Genomic DNA, 17,697 nt, shown 5'->3' on the forward strand with positions numbered 1-17,697 from the left:
CCCTTATTCCTCCGCCAGAGCAACGTGCACCCGATCGGCCAGTGGCTTGAACAGGTAATTGAGCATCGAGCGTTCACCGGTGCGCACGAAGGCCTCCACCGGCATGCCAGGGCGGATATCCAGGCCCGCCAGTTGCCCCAGCCCCTGTTCGCTGACCTTGATACGTACCTGGTAGTAGGGCTGCTGGGTCTTCTCGTCCACCAGGCGGTCGGCCGAGACCAGGGTCACCTCGCCGTCCACCCGCGGCGTGGTGCTCTGGTTGAACGCCACGAACATCAGTTCCACCGGCAAGCCGGGGCGCAGGCGGTCGATCATCTCCACCGAGGCCCGCGCATCGACCAGCAAAGGCGCATCGCGCGGCACGATCTCCATCAGTTGCTGGCCGCGGGCGATGACCCCGCCGTTGGTGAACACACTGAGACCGACCACCGTACCGGCCACCGGGGCCCGCACCTGGGCATGGGCCAGTTCGAATTCGGCGCTGCGCAAGCGGTTGCCCAGGTCCTCGGCGCTGGCCTGCAGTTCGGCGAGCTGCTGGCGCACCTCGTTCTGGTACTCCTGCTGGCGCTGGCCGATACGCAGCTTCAGCTCCAGCACCTGGCGCCGGGTGCGACCGATGTTGCCGAAGTCCTCGGCGATCGAGCCATTGACCTGGGCCAGCAGGCGCTCGCTGTCGAGCAGGCGATTGCGGGCGATGTAGCCGTCCCGGGCCAGCTCGCGCAGGCCGCGCAACTGCTCGTCCAGCGCATCGCGCTGGGCCTGCTTGCTGGCCAACGAACCTTGCAGCCCCTGCAGCGAGGCTTCGGCACCGGCAATGCTCTCGCGCAGGCCGCCGAGTTCCATGTCCAGCGCCTGGGCCCGGCTGCCACGCAGCTGGCGCTGCCCTTCCAGCACCGTGGCCACCCAGGGGAGATTCGCCTGGGCCAGCAGGTCTTCGGGGTATGCAATCGTCGCCCGACCATCGCGCTCGGCCAGCAGGCGCGCCTCCCCGGCGCGGGCGTTGACGTACTGCACTCGCAACGAACCGACCTGGGCCTGGGCCTGGGTCGGGTCCATGCGCAGCAGCACCTGGCCGGCGTTCACCGTGTCACCGTCACGCACCAGCAACTGTTCGATCACCCCGCCCGTGGGGTGCTGCACGGCCTGGCGGCTACCGGCAACCATTACGCTACCGCTGACCGGCACGCCCTTGTCCAAGGGCGCCAGCGCGGCCCACAACAGAAAGCCGCCGAAACCTGCCAACACCAGCCAGCGGCCGACCCGGCCCGGCCGGTGTTCATCGAGGCTGAGCAGGCTCGCTTCGGTCTTTTGCGTGGAGAGGGCGTGTACGCTCATGAAATCAGGCTCTTGGTTGGCCGAACGTGACGTTCATGCCGATGGGGTTACGGGCGATGGGGGGTGTGGTGGAGGGGGCGACGGGGGCGGGCCGGGCAGCCCGCTGGGCGTCCTGCAATACCCTGGCGGTGGGGCCGAAGGCCTGCAACTGGCCGCCCTTGAGCATCAACAGGTTGTCCAGGCCGGCCAGCAGCGAGGACTTGTGGGTGATCAGGATCAGCGTGCGCTTGTGCTCGCGCAGCCTGGCAATGGCCTCGACCAGCGCCCGCTCACCGGCCTCATCGAGATTGGAGTTGGGTTCGTCGAGCACGATCAGCGCCGGCAGCCCGTACAGCGCGCGTGCCAGGCCGATGCGCTGGCGCTGACCACCGGAAAGCCCCATGCCTCCCTCCCCCAACAGCGTGTCATAGCCGCCCGGCAAGGCGAGGATCATGTCGTGCACGCCCGCCAGCTGCGCCGCAGCGACCACCTGCTGGGCGTCGACAAGGCCCAGACGGGCGATGTTGTCGGCAATGCTGCCGGCGAACAGCTGCACATCCTGCGGCAGGTAGCCGATGTGCTGGCCCAGCGCGCCACGGTCCCAGGTCCGCAGGTCGGCGCCGTCCAGGCGCACCTTGCCGGTGATCGGCGCGCCGGCGCCGACCAGCAGCCGCGCCAGGGTCGACTTGCCCGACCCCGAAGGGCCGATGATCCCCAGCGACTCGCCCGCCGGCAGCTCGAAGCCCAGGTTGTTCAGGCACAGGCGACTGCTGCCCGGTTGCGTCGCGCCCACCTGCTCGACGGTGAGTTTGCCCAGCGGGGCCGGCAGCGGCATGCCAGCCGGGCGCGGGGGCTGGGCCTGCAGCAACTCGCTCAGGCGCTGATAGGCCAGGCGCGCACCGCTCCATTGGCGCCAGGCGCCGATCAACTGGTCGATCGGCGCCAGCACGCGGGCCATGAGGATGGAACCGGCGATCATCATCCCCGGGGTGATCAACTGTTCGATGGCCAACCAGGCGCCCAGCCCGAGCACCAGCGACTGCAAGGCCAGGCGCACGGTCTTGGTCAGCGCGGTGACCGCCGCGGTACGCTCGCTGCCCAGGTTCTGCCGGGCCAGGAACCCATGATGCAACCGCGCCCAGCGCTGGCGCACGGCGCCGAGCATGCCCATGGCCTCGATCACTTCGGCATTGCGCAGGTTGGCGCTGGCCTCCAGGCCCGCCTGCTGCGACAGCTGCCCGGCTTGCGCAAACGGCGCCTGGGTCAGGCGCTCGTTGACCCACGCCAGCACCGTCAGCAACACCGCGCCCGCCAGCGCCATCAGGCCCAGCCACGGGCTGAACATGAACATCACCAGCAGGTACACCGGGAACCACGGCGCATCGAAGAAGGCGAACAACGCCTGGCCGGTGGCGAACTGGCGCAGCGCGGTCAGGTCGGCGAGCATCTGCCCCGCCGCACCTTTGTGCCCGGCCAGGCTGGCCTCGTAGGCGGCCTCGAACACCCGCGGGTTGAGGTCCATGTCCATGCGCGTGCCCAGGCGGATCACCACCTGGCTGCGCAGCCACTCCAGCAGCCCCATGAAGGCGAACACCCCGAGCACCATGAGGCTGAGCATCAGCAGGGTCATCTCGTTGCGCGACGACAGGACCCGGTCATAGACCTGCAGCATATAGAGCGCCGGCGCCAGCATCAGCACATTGATCACCGCGGTGAACAACGCGACGTTGCCAAGCCCGGCACGGCAGGCCTTGAGCGCCCGCAGCACTTCATTGGCCGCGGCGGGAGCGGTTCGCATTTGTTGGAAACCTCTTGGAAGGCGCCGACAGGCGATTGCATTCGCGCCATCGTCGCCACAGAATTCGCACCGCCGCAGCCTGGGCCCGGCAAAGACACGGGCTGCGGGGTAAGTGCATCAGATCAGCGAATGGCAGGGTGACCTTCCATTCGCTTTTTCATGCCTGCGCTCAGGCCGCCAGGGCCAGGTCCTCAGGCAGCGCCTGCACGCCGACCGCTTCGGCGGAGGCAGCGTGCGCGGGGCCTGCGGCTAGGGCCGCGCCGATCTCGGCGAAGGTGCTGTTGGTGGACACGCCATAACCGGCCAGCAGGTTGTCGAGCACGCCCTCCAGGGCCGAGGTGTTGCCCTGCATCAGGCCGTAGATCACGCTCTGCACTTCGTTGCCGGCACGGCCTGCGCCCTGCGCGGCATCCAGGTCGAGGCCGTTGAAGCTGACCACGTAGTTGCTCAGGGTGAAGTCGCTGCCGCTGCCGCCGCCGAGCACTTCGCCCAGGGAAACGTTGTCCAGCGAACCCCACAGGTAGTGATTCAGGTTGTCGCCCGGTGCCTTCGACGGGTCGAATACGTAGTGCAGGCCGTTGGCGCTGTCGCTGTCGGCAACGAAGGCGTAATCCGAGCTGTTGCGACCGTGAGTGGCGTACTGGTCGCCGTCGAAGGTGCCGTTGCTGAAGCCGCCGGTGTTGCTGTAGCCGTGGCCGGCGGTGACGAAGCCGGCACTCCAGAAGGCCAGGTAATCGTCGACGGTGGAGCTGGCGAAAGCGGCGTCGTAGTTAACGGAAAGGGTCATGACGGTTCCTCGTTGTTGCACAGTGATGACGAAGGCGTGTTCCGTGCCTTCGCGTCGCCCGGAATGGGCAAACCCGGTTGGATCAGAAGCGGTACTCGAGCATGCCGCTCAAGGTGCGGCCACGGGCCAGCGACAGGTTGTTGCCGTCGCCCATGGCCACGAAGTAGGCCTCATCGGTGGCGTTTTCCAGGGAAAGGGCCAGGTTCAGGCTGGAAGTCATCCAGTAGCTGGCGTACAGGTCATAGACTGTGTACTGGGGCCACTGCGCCTGATCGATCTGGTTGTAGGTATGGCTCTTGAGGTTTTCACCATTGCCTTCGCTGTAGCGCACACGCATGCCTACATCCAGGGTGCGATCGAGCAGGCGCATGCCCAGGGTCAGCGCGCCGCGGTCTGCAGGCATATAGGAGGCGTTGCCCATGATGTCGCCGCAGCTGACGATACTGTTGGTGTCCGCCGCGCCCTCGGCGCGTGATACCCGCACCGGCAGCATGATGATGCGGCTGCCCACACGGACCGGGCGCATGACGGTGCCGGCACTGACCAGCCGCTGTGCGCCGCCCATGTAGAACTGGTTGGAGCAGAACTCGTTGCTGCCGATCATGTGGGTGTAGCTGAGCTGCCCATAGTAGGCGCCGGCGTCGTAATCCAGGCTGTATTCCACGCCGCGAAAGCGCGTGGTCTCCAGATTGTTCTGGTAGGCCGAGCGACCCAGCGCGATACCCGCCACGCTGCTGCCGGGCAGCGAGACATTGGTGTCGAGAAACGAGAAGTTGTCGATGCGCGTGTCGAAGTAGGCGACCTTGGCGCCGAACCGGTCGCCGTCGCGAAGCAGCGACTCCTTGAAAATGTTCAGCCCCAACTCCCAGTTGTGCGACTCCTCGGCCTTGAGAAACGGGTTGGGATAGACCATCTCGGCACTGCCGCCGGCATGTGGGCGGCCGCTCATGAACACTTCGGTCACCGCCGGCGGACGCCAGCCACGGCCCCAGCGGGTGTAGACCTGCAACCAGTCCGGCCCTGGCTTGACCGCAATACCGAAGGTTGGCGAGAAACGGCCCTCCTCCGTCTGCTCGTCGAAGATCATGTGGGTCTGCTGGCGCGAAAGGCTGACCTCGGTGACCCCCTCGGGGTACATCCAGGTGGTGACGCCGGTCTTGCCGCTCAGCCGGTAGCGGTCATAACGCAAACCGGCATCCAGACTGAGCCAGTCGTCATGCTCGTAGGTGAGATTGCCGAACAAGCTGGCCATGATCCGCTTGCCCTTGGGGTTGGCACCTTGCACATAGGGCAGCGATTCCACTTCGTTCTGGGCGGCGACACGGTCCGTGCTGGGACGGAAACTGTCCTGGAACAGCTCGGTGCCGTAGTTGAAACTCAAGGTGTCGACCTGCCCGAAGTGCCAGCGCGAGGTGTTCTGCACTTGCAGCCCCCAGGTGTCGGTCTGGAAGCGGTCGGTATAGGCCTCGACACGGTTGCCGGTACCCACGCTGGACATGTTGTCGGCGTTCCAGCGGTCCTGGCGGGTGGTTACGTAATAAAGCTTGGCCTTGAAATCGATCAGGTCGTTGTCGGGTGAGAAGCTGTAGTCGACTGCAGTGTTCTTCGCATTGATGTCATTGGTCCCGGTGACCCGGTAGTAGTAGCGGTTGCTGTTGCTGTCGTTGTAGGTCCAGGCATCCTTGCTGTCGGCATCGGTCTCGAAGTAGCTGAACTGCAGGCGCTGATGCTCAGGCAGGTTGATGCCGAACTTGAACAGCTGGGAGCGGGTGATGCTGTCCATCGCTCCGACTTCACCGTGCAACCAGCTCTTCCAGGCCTCGCGATTCTCCAGCTTGCCGCGGATCTGCGTGCCCAGGTTGTCGGCATTCTGCGTGCCGCTGCGGTAGTCGCCGAAGTGTCGCTCGCTGTAGCCGACGAGGATGTCGCCTATCTCGTTGCCGGCAGCAAACAGCGCACTGCCGTTGAAGTACGTGCCATTGCCCAGCTCGCCGATGCCATGGCCGGCGCGCAGGCGACCGCCGACTTCCTTGCCGTCGCCAAGCAGGTCACGGGCCTCGACGGTATTGAAACTGGCGATGCCACCGATCACCCCGGCGCCGCCCATGCCGGCAGAGGTGCCCTTGTCGATTTCCACGCCCTGGATGAACTCCGGGTCGATGAACATCGTGCCGTTGCGCTGCTGGTGGCCGTTGACGCTGAAGTTCTGGCGCATGCCATCGATGTTCATGTTGACCCGGCCATAGTCCTGCACGCCGCGGATGTTCACCGACAACCCGGGGTCGCGCTGGTTGACTGCCGTGTATACCCCGGCAGTCTGCTCGAGCAGGTCGGCCGCGTGGCGCGGCGGGCGCTTGTCGATCTGCTCGCGGGTGATCACGCTGACCGAGCGAGGCGTCTGGTAGACCCAGTCGCCGTCACGCATCGAATCAACATGAGTGGCGCCCAGTTCCATGACCTGGCCACCCTCCGCCAGGCGCTCCAGGCCCACTTGGCCCGGGGCACTGAAGCGATAGCGTACGGGCATGCCGCGCAGCAACCGGTGCAGCCCCTCTTCGACGCTGTAGCCGCCGTGCAGGCCTTCGCTTTGCAAGCCAGCCAGGGTTCGGCTGTCGAAGAACACCTGCACCCCGGATTGCTCGGCATAGGCCAGGACGGCGCTGTCCAGAGGCTGGGCAGGGATGTCGAACTGAATGACGGTGTGCTTGGTGCTGCTGGCGGCGGTGGCAGCCTGCACCATGCCGATCCCCATCGGCAGGGTGCAGGTGCCCAGGGCCAGGCTGCCGGCAAGGGCGATGCGGCTCAGAGGCCGGAGGGATCGAGTTGATTGCGTGCTCACTGCGCGTCTCGTCTGTTAGCGTTTTCTAATAATGAAAATCAATCTCAACAGTCAGACGAGCAACGTGGGAAAACTCAGTAACGCCAGATGAAAGTTTTTGCGAAAGACTCAGTAGATCACGGTCAAGCCCGGTAACTGCAGGCGCTTGGCCTTCAGCTCGCGGGCAAGGGTATCGGCGGCGGCGCCCAGGTTGTCGAGGCGGAACACACCGCTCACTTCACGCTGCGCCAGCGTGCCATCGACCACCATCAGGCGGCCATCGCGATAACGGTTCAGGCGCTCGACAACCTCGGCCAGAGGCTGGCGCTCGAACACCAGCACACCCCGCTGCCAGTCGGTGGCCCGATGCAGATCGCGGCCACTCCATGGCCGGATACCCTGGGCCTGGTCGTAGCGCAGTGCCTGCCCCTCCTGCAGGAGCTGATGGGCGGCACCCTGGGCCGGCGCCGTTTGCAGCCGCACGTCGACACTATGCTCGAGCATGCCCACCCAGCCGCCATCACCCGCCTCGCCCACCACGAATCGGGTGCCCAGTGCCTGGCTGGTGGCACCGGCATATTCGACCACGAAGGGCCGCGGCTCATCCGCGCTGACCGGCGCCGCACTGAACACCGCCTCCCCCGCCAACAGGCGCACCCGACGCTGCCGACCATCGAAGTCGAGCTGCACGGCACTGCCGCTGTCCAGGTCGACCTGGCTACCATCGGGCAGGCTTACGCGGCGCACTTCGCCAGCGGCGGTGGCGTAGTCGGCACGCCAGTCGAGCAGTACTTGAGGGCCTTGTTCGACGCCCAGAATTGCCAGCAACAGCAACGCACTGCTGGCCACCGCCCAGCGCAGCCGCGTCGGCCGACGCCGGCCACGCGGACGCTCGGCCCGGGCCACTGATGCCCGGTGCGGCATTGTCGGCGCCAGGCTCGTCACCTGGCCGAGATCGGCCCAGGTCGCCTTGGCGAAGGCATAGGCCCGCGCATGGCGCGGATCGCTGCCGCACCATTGCGCCAACGCCAGCTGCTGCGCCGGGCTCAGGGGGCCGCCCCCCTCCAGCACCACCCACTCGGCGGCCTGCTCGCGGATGGCTTGCTCGTTCTGGCTGCTCACACGGTTCTCTCGCGATCTGGTTATGTCTGGGCTGACGTCTGAAGCGGCATTAGTCAGTAAACCGTTGGTCATTCGGTTTCCTGCAGGCACTGCATCACATAGGCCAGGGCCTTGGCCAGATGCTTTTGCACCGAGCTGTCGGAGATCCCCAGGTGCCGGGCAACCTCGGCATGGGTCATCCCTTCCAGGCGGTTGAGGCGGAAGATTTCCCGGGTGCGCTCGGGCAATTCGCCGAGGATCATCTGCAGGCGACGCAGGTGCTGCTCGCGCACGGCTTGCTCCTCAAGCCCAGGGCCGTCCTCGACGAGCGCCTCGAAAGCCTCGTGGGGCACCGTGTCGGTCTTGCGCCTTTGCTGCTGACGCACATGATCGATCATCAGGTTGTGCGCGGTGCGATAGAGGTACGCCTGGGCGTTGTCGATGGTCTCGGTACGCTGCTGCTCGGCCAGGCGCAGGAAACTGTCCTGCACAAGGTCAGCGGCCAGCTGTGGGTCGCGCACCTTGCGCGAGAGCAGGCCTTGAAGGTTTTTCGCGTGCTTGAGAAACAGCCGCTTGAGGTCTAACTCCGCCACACGCGCTCCATGAGGTGGTCGCAAGGTGGCGGTATGCTACTCGTTATTGAGAATCACTTACAAGAAAATGACCTACTCGAACAATGCATCCAGCGCCTGTTCCAGACGGGTCACGGCAATCACCTGCAACCCGGCGGGCGCCTCTTTCGGCGCGTTGCCCTTGGGCACGATGGCCCGCTTGAAGCCATGTTTGGCCGCTTCCTTCAGACGCTCCTGGCCACTGGGCACCGGGCGCACCTCGCCCGACAGGCCGATTTCGCCGAACACCAGCAGGCCATGGGCCAGCGGACGATTGCGCAGGCTCGACATCACCGCCGCCAGCAACGCCAGGTCGGAAGCGGTCTCGAGCACCTTCACCCCGCCGACGACGTTGAGGAACACGTCCTGATCATGGGTGGGGATGCCACCGTGTCGGTGCAGCACCGCCAGCAGCATGGCCAGGCGGTTCTGGTCCAGGCCCAGGGTCACCCGTCGCGGGTTGGCCAGGTGGCTGTCGTCGACCAGCGCCTGGACTTCCACCAGCATCGGCCGGGTGCCCTCCCAGGTGGCCATGACCACACTGCCGGGCACCTCTTCCTGGGTGCGATTGAGGAAGATCGCCGACGGATTGGAGACTTCCTTGAGGCCGCGGTCGGTCATGCCGAACACGCCCAGCTCGTTGACCGCGCCAAAGCGGTTCTTCACTGCGCGCAGCAGGCGCAAGCGGCCATCGGACTCGCCCTCGAAATACAGCACCGTGTCGACCATGTGCTCGAGCACCCGAGGACCTGCCAACGAGCCTTCCTTGGTGACGTGACCGACCAGGAAGATCGCCGTGCCGCTCTGCTTGGCATAGCGCACCAGCAATGCCGTGCTCTCGCGCACCTGGGCCACGCCACCCGGCGCCGACTGCAGTTGTTCGGTGAAGATGGTCTGGATCGAGTCGATCACCATCACCCGCGGCTTTTCCTGGCGCGCGGTGGCAATGATGGTCTCGATGCAGGTTTCAGTCATGACCTTGAGCTGGTCCTGGGGCAGGCCCAGGCGCCGGGAGCGCATGGCCACCTGCTGCTGCGACTCCTCGCCGGTGACATACAGCGCCGGCATCTGCACGGCGATGTTGCACAGGGTCTGCAGGAGGATGGTCGATTTGCCGATACCCGGATCGCCCCCGATCAGCACCACCGACCCATCCACCAGGCCGCCGCCCAGTACGCGGTCGAGTTCGGTGCTGCTGGTGGTGAAGCGCGGGATCTCCTCGACGCTCACTTCGGCCAGGGTCTTGATCTGCGCCTGCTGCCCGGTCCAGCCGGTACGCCCGCTCGGTGCCGCGGCGCCGCCGCTTTCGATCATGCTCTCGACCAGGGTGTTCCAGGCCCCGCACTCGCCACACTGCCCGGCCCACTTGGGGAAGGTCGCGCCGCACTCGGTGCAGCCATACAAACGCTTGGCCTTGGCCATGGGCTGGGTCTCCTGGAAAAAACCGCCATGATAGCCGAACACGGACGTGCCCCGGAGGCCTCGGCGGGCGACAAAACTATTCGCTCTATAAACAGTCTGTAGCTGCGAACGTCACGCATGAAGCGTTTTAGTGGCTTACACTGCGTTTACCTCTCCATTCGTAACAAAGGAATACAGCATGGGCATGCTCAGTGAATTCAAGGCCATCGCGGTCAAGGGAAATGTCGTCGACATGGCGGTGGGGATCATCATCGGCGCGGCGTTCGGCAAGATCGTTTCGTCCTTCGTCGGTGACGTGATCATGCCCCCCATCGGCCTGCTGATCGGCGGTGTCGACTTCAGCGACCTGGCCATCACGCTCAAGGCTGCCGAAGGCGATGTGCCGGCCGTGATGCTGGCCTACGGCAAGTTTATCCAGACCATCCTCGACTTCATCATCGTCGCTTTCGCCATCTTCATGGGCGTGAAGGTGATCAACCGCCTCAAGCGCGAAGAAGCCGTGGCACCGACCGCTCCGCCTGTGCCCAGCGCCGAGGAAACCCTGCTGACCGAGATTCGCGACCTGCTTAAGGCGCAGAATCGCCAGCCCTGAAGCACAAAACGACTGGGGCCGCTTTGCAGCGGCCCCAGTGACGGCGTTCCAAAAGGCGCCATCGTTCCTTACCAGTAGTTCTCCACCGCCACCTGCCCCGGCCGCTTGCTCAGGCTCAGTTGCAAGTCCCGCGCCTTGAGCACCTTGCGCGTCTCGTCGATCATCTCCGGGTTGCCGCACAGCATGATCCGTGAATGCTCCGGCGACAGCGCCAGCCCCGCCGCCTTTTCCAGTTCACCGTTCTCGATCAACGTGGTAATCCGCGCGTTCAACGCACCCGGATGCTGCTCTCGGGTGACCACTGGAATGAACTGCAGCTTGCCCGCGTACTCCGCCAGGTAGTCGCGCTGCTCCAGCGCGGCGATTTCATCGATATACGCCAGTTCCTTCGCCTCGCGCACCGAGTACACCAGCTTGATGTTGTCGAAACGCTCCCAGGCCTCGAAGTCCTGCAGGATCGACATGAACGGTGCGATGCCGGTGCCGGTGGCCAGCAGCCACAAGTCACGGCCGCCGACGAAGCGGTCAAGGGTCAGGTAACCGAAGGCCTGGCGATCGATCAGCAGGGTGTCGCCCTCGCCAAGCCGGCTGAGCTCACTGGTGAACTCGCCCCCGGGCACCACGATGGAGAAGAAGTCGAGAAACTCGTCATGGGGCGCGCTGACCATGGAATAGGCACGCCAGACGACGCTGCCATCGGCCTTGTTCACCCCCAGCCGGGCGAACTGACCGGCACGAAAGCGAAAGCCTGCATCGCGGGTCACGCGCAGGGAAAAAAGGTTGGGTGTAAGGGGCTGGACGCCGAGCAGGGTCTGGCGGGTGAATTTGTCGGCGCTGGCGGTCATGACGGGCTCCACGAATCAAGTGCGCACAGTGTCGCGCAAAGCAGCAGAGATAAACACCGTCGGTTTGTAAGGTATCGCCAGGAACCAAGCACAATCTGCTTAAGAATGCGTGACAGCTATAGCAAAAAAACCCAGCACACCATTAGGAGATTTCCTACACTACTGCCCGTACAACGCTGACTTTGGATCCACCGCGACACAAAGGGAGCTTCACCGATGCCACATTGGAAGAGTGAGCAACTCCAGCAGATGCTGGAGGAGCGAGAGCCGCAGCAGCTGTTCGGCCAGGCCGTGAAACTGGTCCAGGCACTGGACATGGAGTTCGTCGGCCTGACGCTGCACCTGCATGTCGCTGCCCGTGGCCCCCAGGTGATCCTCTACAACAATTACCCAAGTGCCTGGAATACGCGCTACCAAGCTGAAGACTTCATCAAGATAGATCCGGCAGTGACAAAATGCCACCACACGACGTTGCCGCTGGTCTGGAGCGACGAACTGTTCCACGAGGTGCCTCAGTTGCGGGAGGCTGCCACTGCCCACGGCATGACCCATGGCTGGAGCCAGTCGGTGCACGACCAGCAGCACAACGAAAGCCAGTTGAGTGTCACCAGGCCTCAGGGCGCTGTCTCCCGTGACGAACTGTTCGAGAAAAGCGCCCAGGTGATGTGGCTGTGCAACACCTTGCACGCCGCCCTCAGCACACACCATCTGGCCAAGTACAGCCCACTGCCGCAATTGAGCGAGCGCGAGCTCGAAGTGCTCAAGTGGTCGGCCGCCGGCAAGACCGCAGCCGACGTGGCGATGATTCTTTCGCTGTCGACCAGCACCGTGAATTTTCATATTCGCAGCGTGATCAGCAAGACCAACGCCTCCAACAAAGCCGGCGCCATCGCCATTGCTGCCCTGCGCGGCCTGCTCTGACAGCCCCCGTCCCCCACCCAGACACAAAGCCCTGTAGAATCACCTGCCGCAAGCCCGCCGCACCCGCGCGCCGGGCAGATACGCAGCAGAGCCCCACGTCATGCCCCTGTTCAACAGCCCCTTCGCCGACCTCGACCTGATCCGCCAGCCGGAGCAAGCCAACGACCCGCTGCTGGCGTTCGATGCCGCCGACCAGTACCTGCTTGAGCACCTGGCCGCCCAGGCACCGGGCTCAGGCTGCAAGGTGCTGGTGCTCAACGACAGCTTCGGCGCCCTGGCCGCCAGCCTGGCCGGGCACCTGGACGTGACCAGCAGCGGCGACTCGCACCTGGCGCACCTGGCCCTGGAGAAGAATCTGGCGGGCAACGGCAAGCCGTTCGACAGCGTGCCCTTCATCCCGGCCAGCGAGCCCTTCCAGGGCCCGTTCGACCGCGTGCTGGTGCGCGTACCCAAGACCCTGGCCCTGCTCGAGGAGCAACTGATCCGCCTGCAGGGCCAGCTGGCGCCAGGCGCCCAGGTGATTGCCGGGGCGATGATCAAGCACTTGCCGCGAGCCGCCGGCGACCTTATGGAGAAGTACATCGGCCCGGTGCAGGCGTCGCTGGCGCAGAAGAAAGCGCGCCTGCTGATTGCCACCTTCGCCGAACGCCCGGCCGCCCGCTCCCCCTACCCCAGCTGCTATCGTCTGGAGACGCCGGCCCTGGAGCTGGTCAACCACGCCAACGTGTTCTGCCGCGAAGGCCTGGACATCGGCACTCGCGCCTTCCTGCCACATCTGCCCCGTGACCTGGGTCGCGCCCGGGTCGCCGATCTGGGCTGTGGCAATGGCGTGCTGGCGATCGCCTGCGCCCTGGCCAACCCGGATGCGCAGTTCACCCTGGTCGACGAGTCGTACATGGCGGTGCAGTCGGCGCGGGAGAACTGGCAGGCGGCACTGGGAGAACGCGCAGTGACGATCAGGGCCGCGGACGGCCTGGCGGGGCAGGAGAAACAATCGCTGGACGTGGTGCTGTGCAATCCACCGTTCCACCAGCAGCAGGTGGTCGGCGACTTCCTCGCCTGGCGCATGTTCCAGCAGGCCCGCGAGGCGCTGGAAGTCGGTGGCGCGCTGTACATCGTCGGCAACCGCCACCTGGGCTACCACAGCAAGCTGGCGCGTTTGTTCCGGGGTGTCGAGCAGGTGGCGGCAACGCCGAAGTTCGTGGTGCTCAAGGCCCGGAAATAAAAGCATCGCGGGGCAAGTCGCATCGGTACGACTTGCCCCGCGATGACTCGATGGCTTAGTGAGTACTCAGGCCTGCCGCATTCATGAACATGCGCATGCCATAAGCCACCACGCCAAGCGCTGCCACGCTCAGCCCCCAGATCAGCACCAGCCAACCCAGGCGTTGCCACAGCGGTTTCTTCTCTTCGACATTCATCACCCGGCGCTCCTAGTGATAGCCGTCTTCATGGGTCACCTTGCCGCGGAACACGTAGTAGCTCCAGTAGGTGTAACCAAGGATGAACGGCAGGATGAACAGCGTGCCCACCAGCATGAAGCCCTGGCTCTGCGGCGGCGCCGCGGCATCCCAGATGCTGATCGACGGTGGGATGATGTTCGGCCACAAGCTGATGCCCAAGCCGCTGTAACCGAGGAAGATCAGCACCAGGGTCAGCAGGAACGGGGTGTAGTGGGCATTGCGTGCCACCGCCCGCAGCAACCCGTAGAAGGTCACCAGCACCAGGATCGGCACCGGCATGAACCAAACCAGGTTGGGCATGCTGAACCAGCGCTCGGCGATCTGCGGATAGGCGATCGGCGTCCACAGGCTGACGATGCCGATCACCACCAGCAGCACCAGCGCCAGGGGACGGGCCATGTCGTGCATCTTCTGCTGCAACGGCCCTTCGGTCTTCATGATCAACCAGGTGCAGCCCAGCAGCGTGTAGGCAACGATCAAGCCCAAGCCCGAGAACACGGTGAACGGGGTCAGCCAATCCAGGGTGCCGCCGGTGAACTTGCGGTCGACCACCTTGAAGCCTTCGATGAACGCGCCCAGCGCAACCCCCTGGAAGAAAGTCGCCACCAGCGAGCCCCAGATGAAGGCCTTGTCCCAGATATGGCGTTTGTGGGCCCGGGCCTTGAAGCGGAACTCGAATGCCACTCCACGGAAGATCAGGCCTACCAGCATCAGCATCAATGGCAGGTACAGCGCCTCCAGCACCACCGAGTAGGCCAGCGGGAAGGCACCGAACAGCGCCGCCCCGCCCAGCACCAGCCAGGTCTCGTTGCCGTCCCACACCGGGGCGACCGTGTTCATCATCACATCGCGGTCACGCTCGTCCTGGACGAAGGGGAAAAGCATGCCGATGCCCAGGTCGAAACCATCCATCACCACGTACATCATGACGCCGAAGATGATGATCACGGCCCAGATCAGCGGAAGATCGATACCCATCTCAGTTCCCCTTGCTCAGGCTGGTGGAGTCGGCCTCATGGCCTTCATCGGCGGCGGACAGCGGCCGCGCCGGCGTACGTTTCTGGCCAGGGCCACCGGGGGTGTGCTCATCGCCTTCACCGGTCTTAGGCCCTTTGCGCACCAGGCGCATCATGTAGCCGATGCCGGTGCCGAACAGGGCGAAGTAGACCACCACGAACATCACCAGGGTGAAGCCCAACTGCGCGTAGCTATGGTTGGACACCCCATCGGCGGTGCGCATCAGCCCGTAGACCACCCACGGCTGGCGACCGATCTCGGTGGTGAACCAGCCGGCGAGGATGGCGATCAACCCCGACGGGCCCATCCACAGGGTCAGGTAGAGGAACGGGCGCGAACTGTACAAGGTGCCGCGCTTGCGCAGCCACACACTCCACAGGCCGACGAAGATCATCAGCATGCCCAGGCCGACCATGACCCGGAACGACCAGAACACGATGGTCGAGTTGGGTCGGTCCTCAGGCGGGAACTCCTTCATCGCCGGCACTTGCTTGTCCAGGCTATGGGTCAGGATCAGGCTGCCCAAGGCTGGGATCTCGACCTTGAAGCGCGTGGTTTCGGCCTGCATGTCGGGAATGCCGAACAGGATCAGCGGCGTCGGCTCGCCGGGTTTGTTCTCCCAGTGGCCTTCGATGGCGGCGATCTTCACCGGTTGGTGCTTGAGCGTGTTCAAACCATGGAAGTCGCCGATCACGGCCTGGATCGGAGCCACCACCAGGGCCATCCACATGGCCATCGACAGCATCTTGCGCACCGCCGGGTTGTCCCGCCCGCGCAGCAGGTGCCAGGCCGCCGAGGCGCCGACGAAGAACGCGGTGGCGACGAAGGCCGCGGTGGCCATGTGCATCAGCCGGTAGGGGAAGGACGGGTTGAAGATCACCGCGAACCAGTCCACCGGAATCACCTGGCCATTGACGATCTCGTAGCCCTGGGGGGTCTGCATCCAGCTGTTGGAGGCGAGGATCCAGAAGGTCGACACCAGCGTGCCGAGCGCCACCATGCAGGTGGCGAAGAAGTGCAGGCCACGACCGACACGGTTCCAGCCGAACAGCATGACGCCGAGGAAACCGGCCTCGAGGAAGAAGGCGGTCAAGACCTCGTAAGTGAGCAAGGGACCGGTGATGGATCCGGCAAAGTCGGAGAACTGGCTCCAGTTGGTACCGAACTGATAGGCCATGACCAGGCCCGAGACCACGCCCATGCCGAAGTTCACGGCGAAGATCTTCGACCAGAAGTGGTAGAGGTCACGGTAGGTGTTGTCGCCGGTCTTCAGCCAAAGGCCTTCGAGGACCGCCAGGTAGCTCGCCAGGCCAATGGTGATGGCCGGGAACAGGATGTGAAAGGACACGGTAAAGGCAAACTGGATTCGGGCGAGCTCTAGGGCTTCCAATCCGAACATGGTGCTTCCTCTTCAGGTAATCCGGCGACCGGGCTCATGGCCTGTCGCCCACTGCCCCCACGGGTATCGAGTGCGGCGCGTTGGAATTGTTCTGTTCGATCGCGGGGATTCCGGCCCGAAGGCCAAGATCGTTGCATCTGGAACGATTGATCCAGATCAACGACTGAATGGAAGCATAGTCCTGAATGCCCCATCCGGATGTGTGGTTGATTGCCGCGTGACCGGTTGCCTCACCCTCTTTTGCGAAGTCGCGGGAGTTGATCCACACGACTTTCAGCAACTATTTGTTACAAACAGATGTTACTCTGCAGGCCCCTCTATCTCCGAGGCTGCAGCCCCCCGATGTCCGATTCCGCCCCGCAATTGCTGCGTCATCACCGCCCTTTCCTGGCCTTCTGGCTGGCCCGCGTATTCACCGCCAGCGGCTTCCAGATGCTCACGGTGGCCATTGGCTGGCACCTCTACCAACTGACCGGGAATGTCCTCGACCTGGGCCTGGTCGGGCTGGTCGAGTTCGCGCCCCGGGTGCTGTTCATGCTGCACACAGGCCACGTCGCCGACCGCTACGACCGACGCAAGGTGGCCGCCCTGTGCCAGACCCTGCAGGCGCTGATCGCCCTGGCGCTGGCCCTGGGCAGCGTCAGCGACAACGTCAGCCGCGAGCTGATCTTCATCCTCGCCTTCCTGCTCGGCGCCACCCGTTCGTTCGAGATGCCGGCGACCCAGGCGCTGCTGCCCAACGTGGTGCCGCCCGGGCTGTTCCCACGGGCCGTGGCGGCATCGGCGTCGGCCACCCAGTCGGCGACCATCGTCGCCCCGGCGGTCGGCGGCTTTCTCTACGCCTTCGGCAGTACCTGGGTGTACGGCCCGACCGTGGCCCTCTACCTCATCGCCTGCCTGCTGACCCTGAGCCTCGACGCGCGCCAACAACTACCCCAGCGCGGTCGGGCCAACCTGGAATCGCTGCTGGCCGGGGTGCGCTTCATCCGCAGCCGCCCGGACATCTTCGGCGCCATCTCCCTGGACCTGTTCGCCGTGCTGCTGGGCGGCGCCACCGCGCTGCTGCCAGTGTTCGCCAAGGACATCCTGCTCACCGGCGCCTGGGGCCTGGGCCTGCTGCGCTCGGCACCGGCGGTGGGCGCGCTGTTGATGTCACTTTGGCTGGCGCGCTTCCCGGTGGAGCGCAAGGTGGGCCTGATCATGTTCGCCTCGGTCGGCGTGTTCGGCGTGGCGACCATCGCCTTCGGCCTCTCGACCTCGTTCTGGTTCTCCCTGGCGGTGCTGGTGGTGCTCGGCGCGGCGGACATGATCAGCATGGTCATCCGCGGCGCCTTCGTGCAGTTGGAGACGCCAGACGAGATGCGCGGCCGGGTAAGCGCGGTGAACGGGCTGTTCATCGGTGCCTCGAACCAGCTCGGCGAGTTCGAGTCGGGGCTGACCGCGCACTGGTTTGGCACAGTCCCGGCGGTGGTGCTCGGCGGCGTGGGCACGCTGCTGGTGACCGGGGTATGGATGAAGCTGTTCCCGACGTTGACCCATCGCGACCGTATGCATAACGGCTGAAAACCGTGTTCGCCCCCTCGCGAGGCGAAAAACCCGCGAGAGGGCC

General features: G+C 64.9%; 15 protein-coding genes. 4 read left to right on the forward strand and 11 right to left on the reverse strand.

Annotation, left to right across the window (positions count from 1 at the left end; translation table 11 throughout):
- Positions 1 to 3 precede the first annotated feature (3 nt).
- From AAHK21_RS10185 to radA, 7 genes are all read right to left on the reverse strand, one after another.
- Positions 4 to 1,335, reverse strand: a complete 1,332-nt coding sequence (locus AAHK21_RS10185; protein WP_367857168.1) for an HlyD family type I secretion periplasmic adaptor subunit — start codon at positions 1,333 to 1,335, stop codon at positions 4 to 6.
- 4 nt (positions 1,336 to 1,339) lie between these two features.
- Positions 1,340 to 3,112, reverse strand: coding sequence for a type I secretion system permease/ATPase (locus AAHK21_RS10190; protein WP_367857169.1), 1,773 nt, complete (start codon positions 3,110 to 3,112; stop codon positions 1,340 to 1,342).
- 169 nt (positions 3,113 to 3,281) lie between these two features.
- Entirely contained in the window at positions 3,282 to 3,899 is a 618-nt protein-coding gene (locus tag AAHK21_RS10195) for a heme acquisition protein HasA (protein ID WP_367857170.1), read from the reverse strand.
- 82 nt (positions 3,900 to 3,981) lie between these two features.
- Positions 3,982 to 6,651, reverse strand: coding sequence for a TonB-dependent hemoglobin/transferrin/lactoferrin family receptor (locus tag AAHK21_RS10200; protein WP_367858977.1), 2,670 nt, complete (start codon positions 6,649 to 6,651; stop codon positions 3,982 to 3,984).
- Between the two features lie 195 nt (positions 6,652 to 6,846).
- The gene (locus AAHK21_RS10205; protein ID WP_367857171.1) at positions 6,847 to 7,839 is read right to left on the reverse strand and encodes a FecR domain-containing protein; all 993 of its coding nucleotides are present in this window, start codon (positions 7,837 to 7,839) and stop codon (positions 6,847 to 6,849) included.
- 68 nt (positions 7,840 to 7,907) lie between these two features.
- Entirely contained in the window at positions 7,908 to 8,411 is a 504-nt protein-coding gene (locus AAHK21_RS10210; RefSeq protein ID WP_046857207.1) for an RNA polymerase sigma factor, read from the reverse strand.
- Between the two features lie 72 nt (positions 8,412 to 8,483).
- Complete coding sequence (gene radA / locus AAHK21_RS10215) at positions 8,484 to 9,851, reverse strand: DNA repair protein RadA (RefSeq protein WP_046857208.1); 1,368 nt, start codon at positions 9,849 to 9,851, stop codon at positions 8,484 to 8,486.
- A gap of 178 nt (positions 9,852 to 10,029) precedes the next feature.
- On the opposite strand from radA, the gene mscL reads away from it, so the two are divergent.
- Positions 10,030 to 10,443 carry a large-conductance mechanosensitive channel protein MscL gene (gene mscL / locus AAHK21_RS10220; protein ID WP_367857172.1) on the forward strand — a complete coding sequence of 138 codons (414 nt, stop codon included), beginning with the start codon at positions 10,030 to 10,032 and terminating at the stop codon, positions 10,441 to 10,443.
- A 68-nt stretch (positions 10,444 to 10,511) separates the two neighbouring features.
- Here the strand turns inward: mscL and AAHK21_RS10225 are convergent, their stop codons facing one another.
- Complete coding sequence (locus AAHK21_RS10225) at positions 10,512 to 11,288, reverse strand: ferredoxin--NADP reductase (RefSeq protein WP_367857173.1); 777 nt, start codon at positions 11,286 to 11,288, stop codon at positions 10,512 to 10,514.
- A 216-nt stretch (positions 11,289 to 11,504) separates the two neighbouring features.
- On the opposite strand from AAHK21_RS10225, the gene AAHK21_RS10230 reads away from it, so the two are divergent.
- Both AAHK21_RS10230 and AAHK21_RS10235 read left to right on the forward strand, forming a co-directional pair.
- Positions 11,505 to 12,209: an autoinducer binding domain-containing protein gene (locus AAHK21_RS10230; RefSeq protein ID WP_367857174.1), complete on the forward strand. Its 705-nt coding sequence runs from the start codon at positions 11,505 to 11,507 to the stop codon at positions 12,207 to 12,209.
- Between the two features lie 100 nt (positions 12,210 to 12,309).
- Positions 12,310 to 13,434, forward strand: coding sequence for a methyltransferase (locus tag AAHK21_RS10235; RefSeq protein ID WP_367857175.1), 1,125 nt, complete (start codon positions 12,310 to 12,312; stop codon positions 13,432 to 13,434).
- Between the two features lie 55 nt (positions 13,435 to 13,489).
- Here AAHK21_RS10235 and AAHK21_RS10240 read toward each other — a convergent pair whose 3' ends face one another.
- From AAHK21_RS10240 to AAHK21_RS10250, 3 genes are read right to left on the reverse strand one after another with little or no spacing between them, the layout of a single operon-like run.
- Positions 13,490 to 13,630 (reverse strand): DUF2474 domain-containing protein, encoded by a 141-nt coding sequence (locus AAHK21_RS10240; protein WP_023630574.1) that lies wholly within the window; start codon positions 13,628 to 13,630, stop codon positions 13,490 to 13,492.
- Between the two features lie 12 nt (positions 13,631 to 13,642).
- Complete coding sequence (cydB, locus tag AAHK21_RS10245) at positions 13,643 to 14,650, reverse strand: cytochrome d ubiquinol oxidase subunit II (RefSeq protein WP_367857176.1); 1,008 nt, start codon at positions 14,648 to 14,650, stop codon at positions 13,643 to 13,645.
- 1 nt (position 14,651) lies between these two features.
- Positions 14,652 to 16,088 carry a cytochrome ubiquinol oxidase subunit I gene (locus AAHK21_RS10250; RefSeq protein ID WP_367857177.1) on the reverse strand — a complete coding sequence of 479 codons (1,437 nt, stop codon included), beginning with the start codon at positions 16,086 to 16,088 and terminating at the stop codon, positions 14,652 to 14,654.
- 342 nt (positions 16,089 to 16,430) lie between these two features.
- Here AAHK21_RS10250 and AAHK21_RS10255 point away from each other — a divergent pair, with 342 nt between their 5' ends.
- Positions 16,431 to 17,651, forward strand: a complete 1,221-nt coding sequence (locus AAHK21_RS10255) for an MFS transporter (protein WP_102684554.1) — start codon at positions 16,431 to 16,433, stop codon at positions 17,649 to 17,651.
- The last annotated feature ends 46 nt before the right edge of the window (positions 17,652 to 17,697 follow it).

Origin of the sequence: Pseudomonas sp. TE50-2 (genome assembly GCF_040813665.1) — a bacterium.
Classification (GTDB): Bacteria; Pseudomonadota; Gammaproteobacteria; order Pseudomonadales; family Pseudomonadaceae; genus Aquipseudomonas; species Aquipseudomonas soli.

What these genes read in the sequence shown, in the direction of transcription:
- AAHK21_RS10185 (WP_367857168.1), bottom strand. Translation starts at nt 1,335, where the DNA reads ATGAGCGTACACGCCCTCTCCACGCAAAAGACCGAAGCGAGCCTGCTC.
- AAHK21_RS10190 (WP_367857169.1), bottom strand. Translation starts at nt 3,112, where the DNA reads ATGCGAACCGCTCCCGCCGCGGCCAATGAAGTGCTGCGGGCGCTCAAG.
- AAHK21_RS10195 (WP_367857170.1), bottom strand. Translation starts at nt 3,899, where the DNA reads ATGACCCTTTCCGTTAACTACGACGCCGCTTTCGCCAGCTCCACCGTC.
- AAHK21_RS10200 (WP_367858977.1), bottom strand. Translation starts at nt 6,651, where the DNA reads ATGGGGATCGGCATGGTGCAGGCTGCCACCGCCGCCAGCAGCACCAAG.
- radA (WP_046857208.1), bottom strand. Translation starts at nt 9,851, where the DNA reads ATGGCCAAGGCCAAGCGTTTGTATGGCTGCACCGAGTGCGGCGCGACC.
- mscL (WP_367857172.1), top strand. Translation starts at nt 10,030, where the DNA reads ATGGGCATGCTCAGTGAATTCAAGGCCATCGCGGTCAAGGGAAATGTC.
- AAHK21_RS10225 (WP_367857173.1), bottom strand. Translation starts at nt 11,288, where the DNA reads ATGACCGCCAGCGCCGACAAATTCACCCGCCAGACCCTGCTCGGCGTC.
- AAHK21_RS10230 (WP_367857174.1), top strand. Translation starts at nt 11,505, where the DNA reads ATGCCACATTGGAAGAGTGAGCAACTCCAGCAGATGCTGGAGGAGCGA.
- AAHK21_RS10235 (WP_367857175.1), top strand. Translation starts at nt 12,310, where the DNA reads ATGCCCCTGTTCAACAGCCCCTTCGCCGACCTCGACCTGATCCGCCAG.
- AAHK21_RS10240 (WP_023630574.1), bottom strand. Translation starts at nt 13,630, where the DNA reads ATGAATGTCGAAGAGAAGAAACCGCTGTGGCAACGCCTGGGTTGGCTG.
- cydB (WP_367857176.1), bottom strand. Translation starts at nt 14,650, where the DNA reads ATGGGTATCGATCTTCCGCTGATCTGGGCCGTGATCATCATCTTCGGC.
- AAHK21_RS10250 (WP_367857177.1), bottom strand. Translation starts at nt 16,088, where the DNA reads ATGTTCGGATTGGAAGCCCTAGAGCTCGCCCGAATCCAGTTTGCCTTT.
- AAHK21_RS10255 (WP_102684554.1), top strand. Translation starts at nt 16,431, where the DNA reads ATGTCCGATTCCGCCCCGCAATTGCTGCGTCATCACCGCCCTTTCCTG.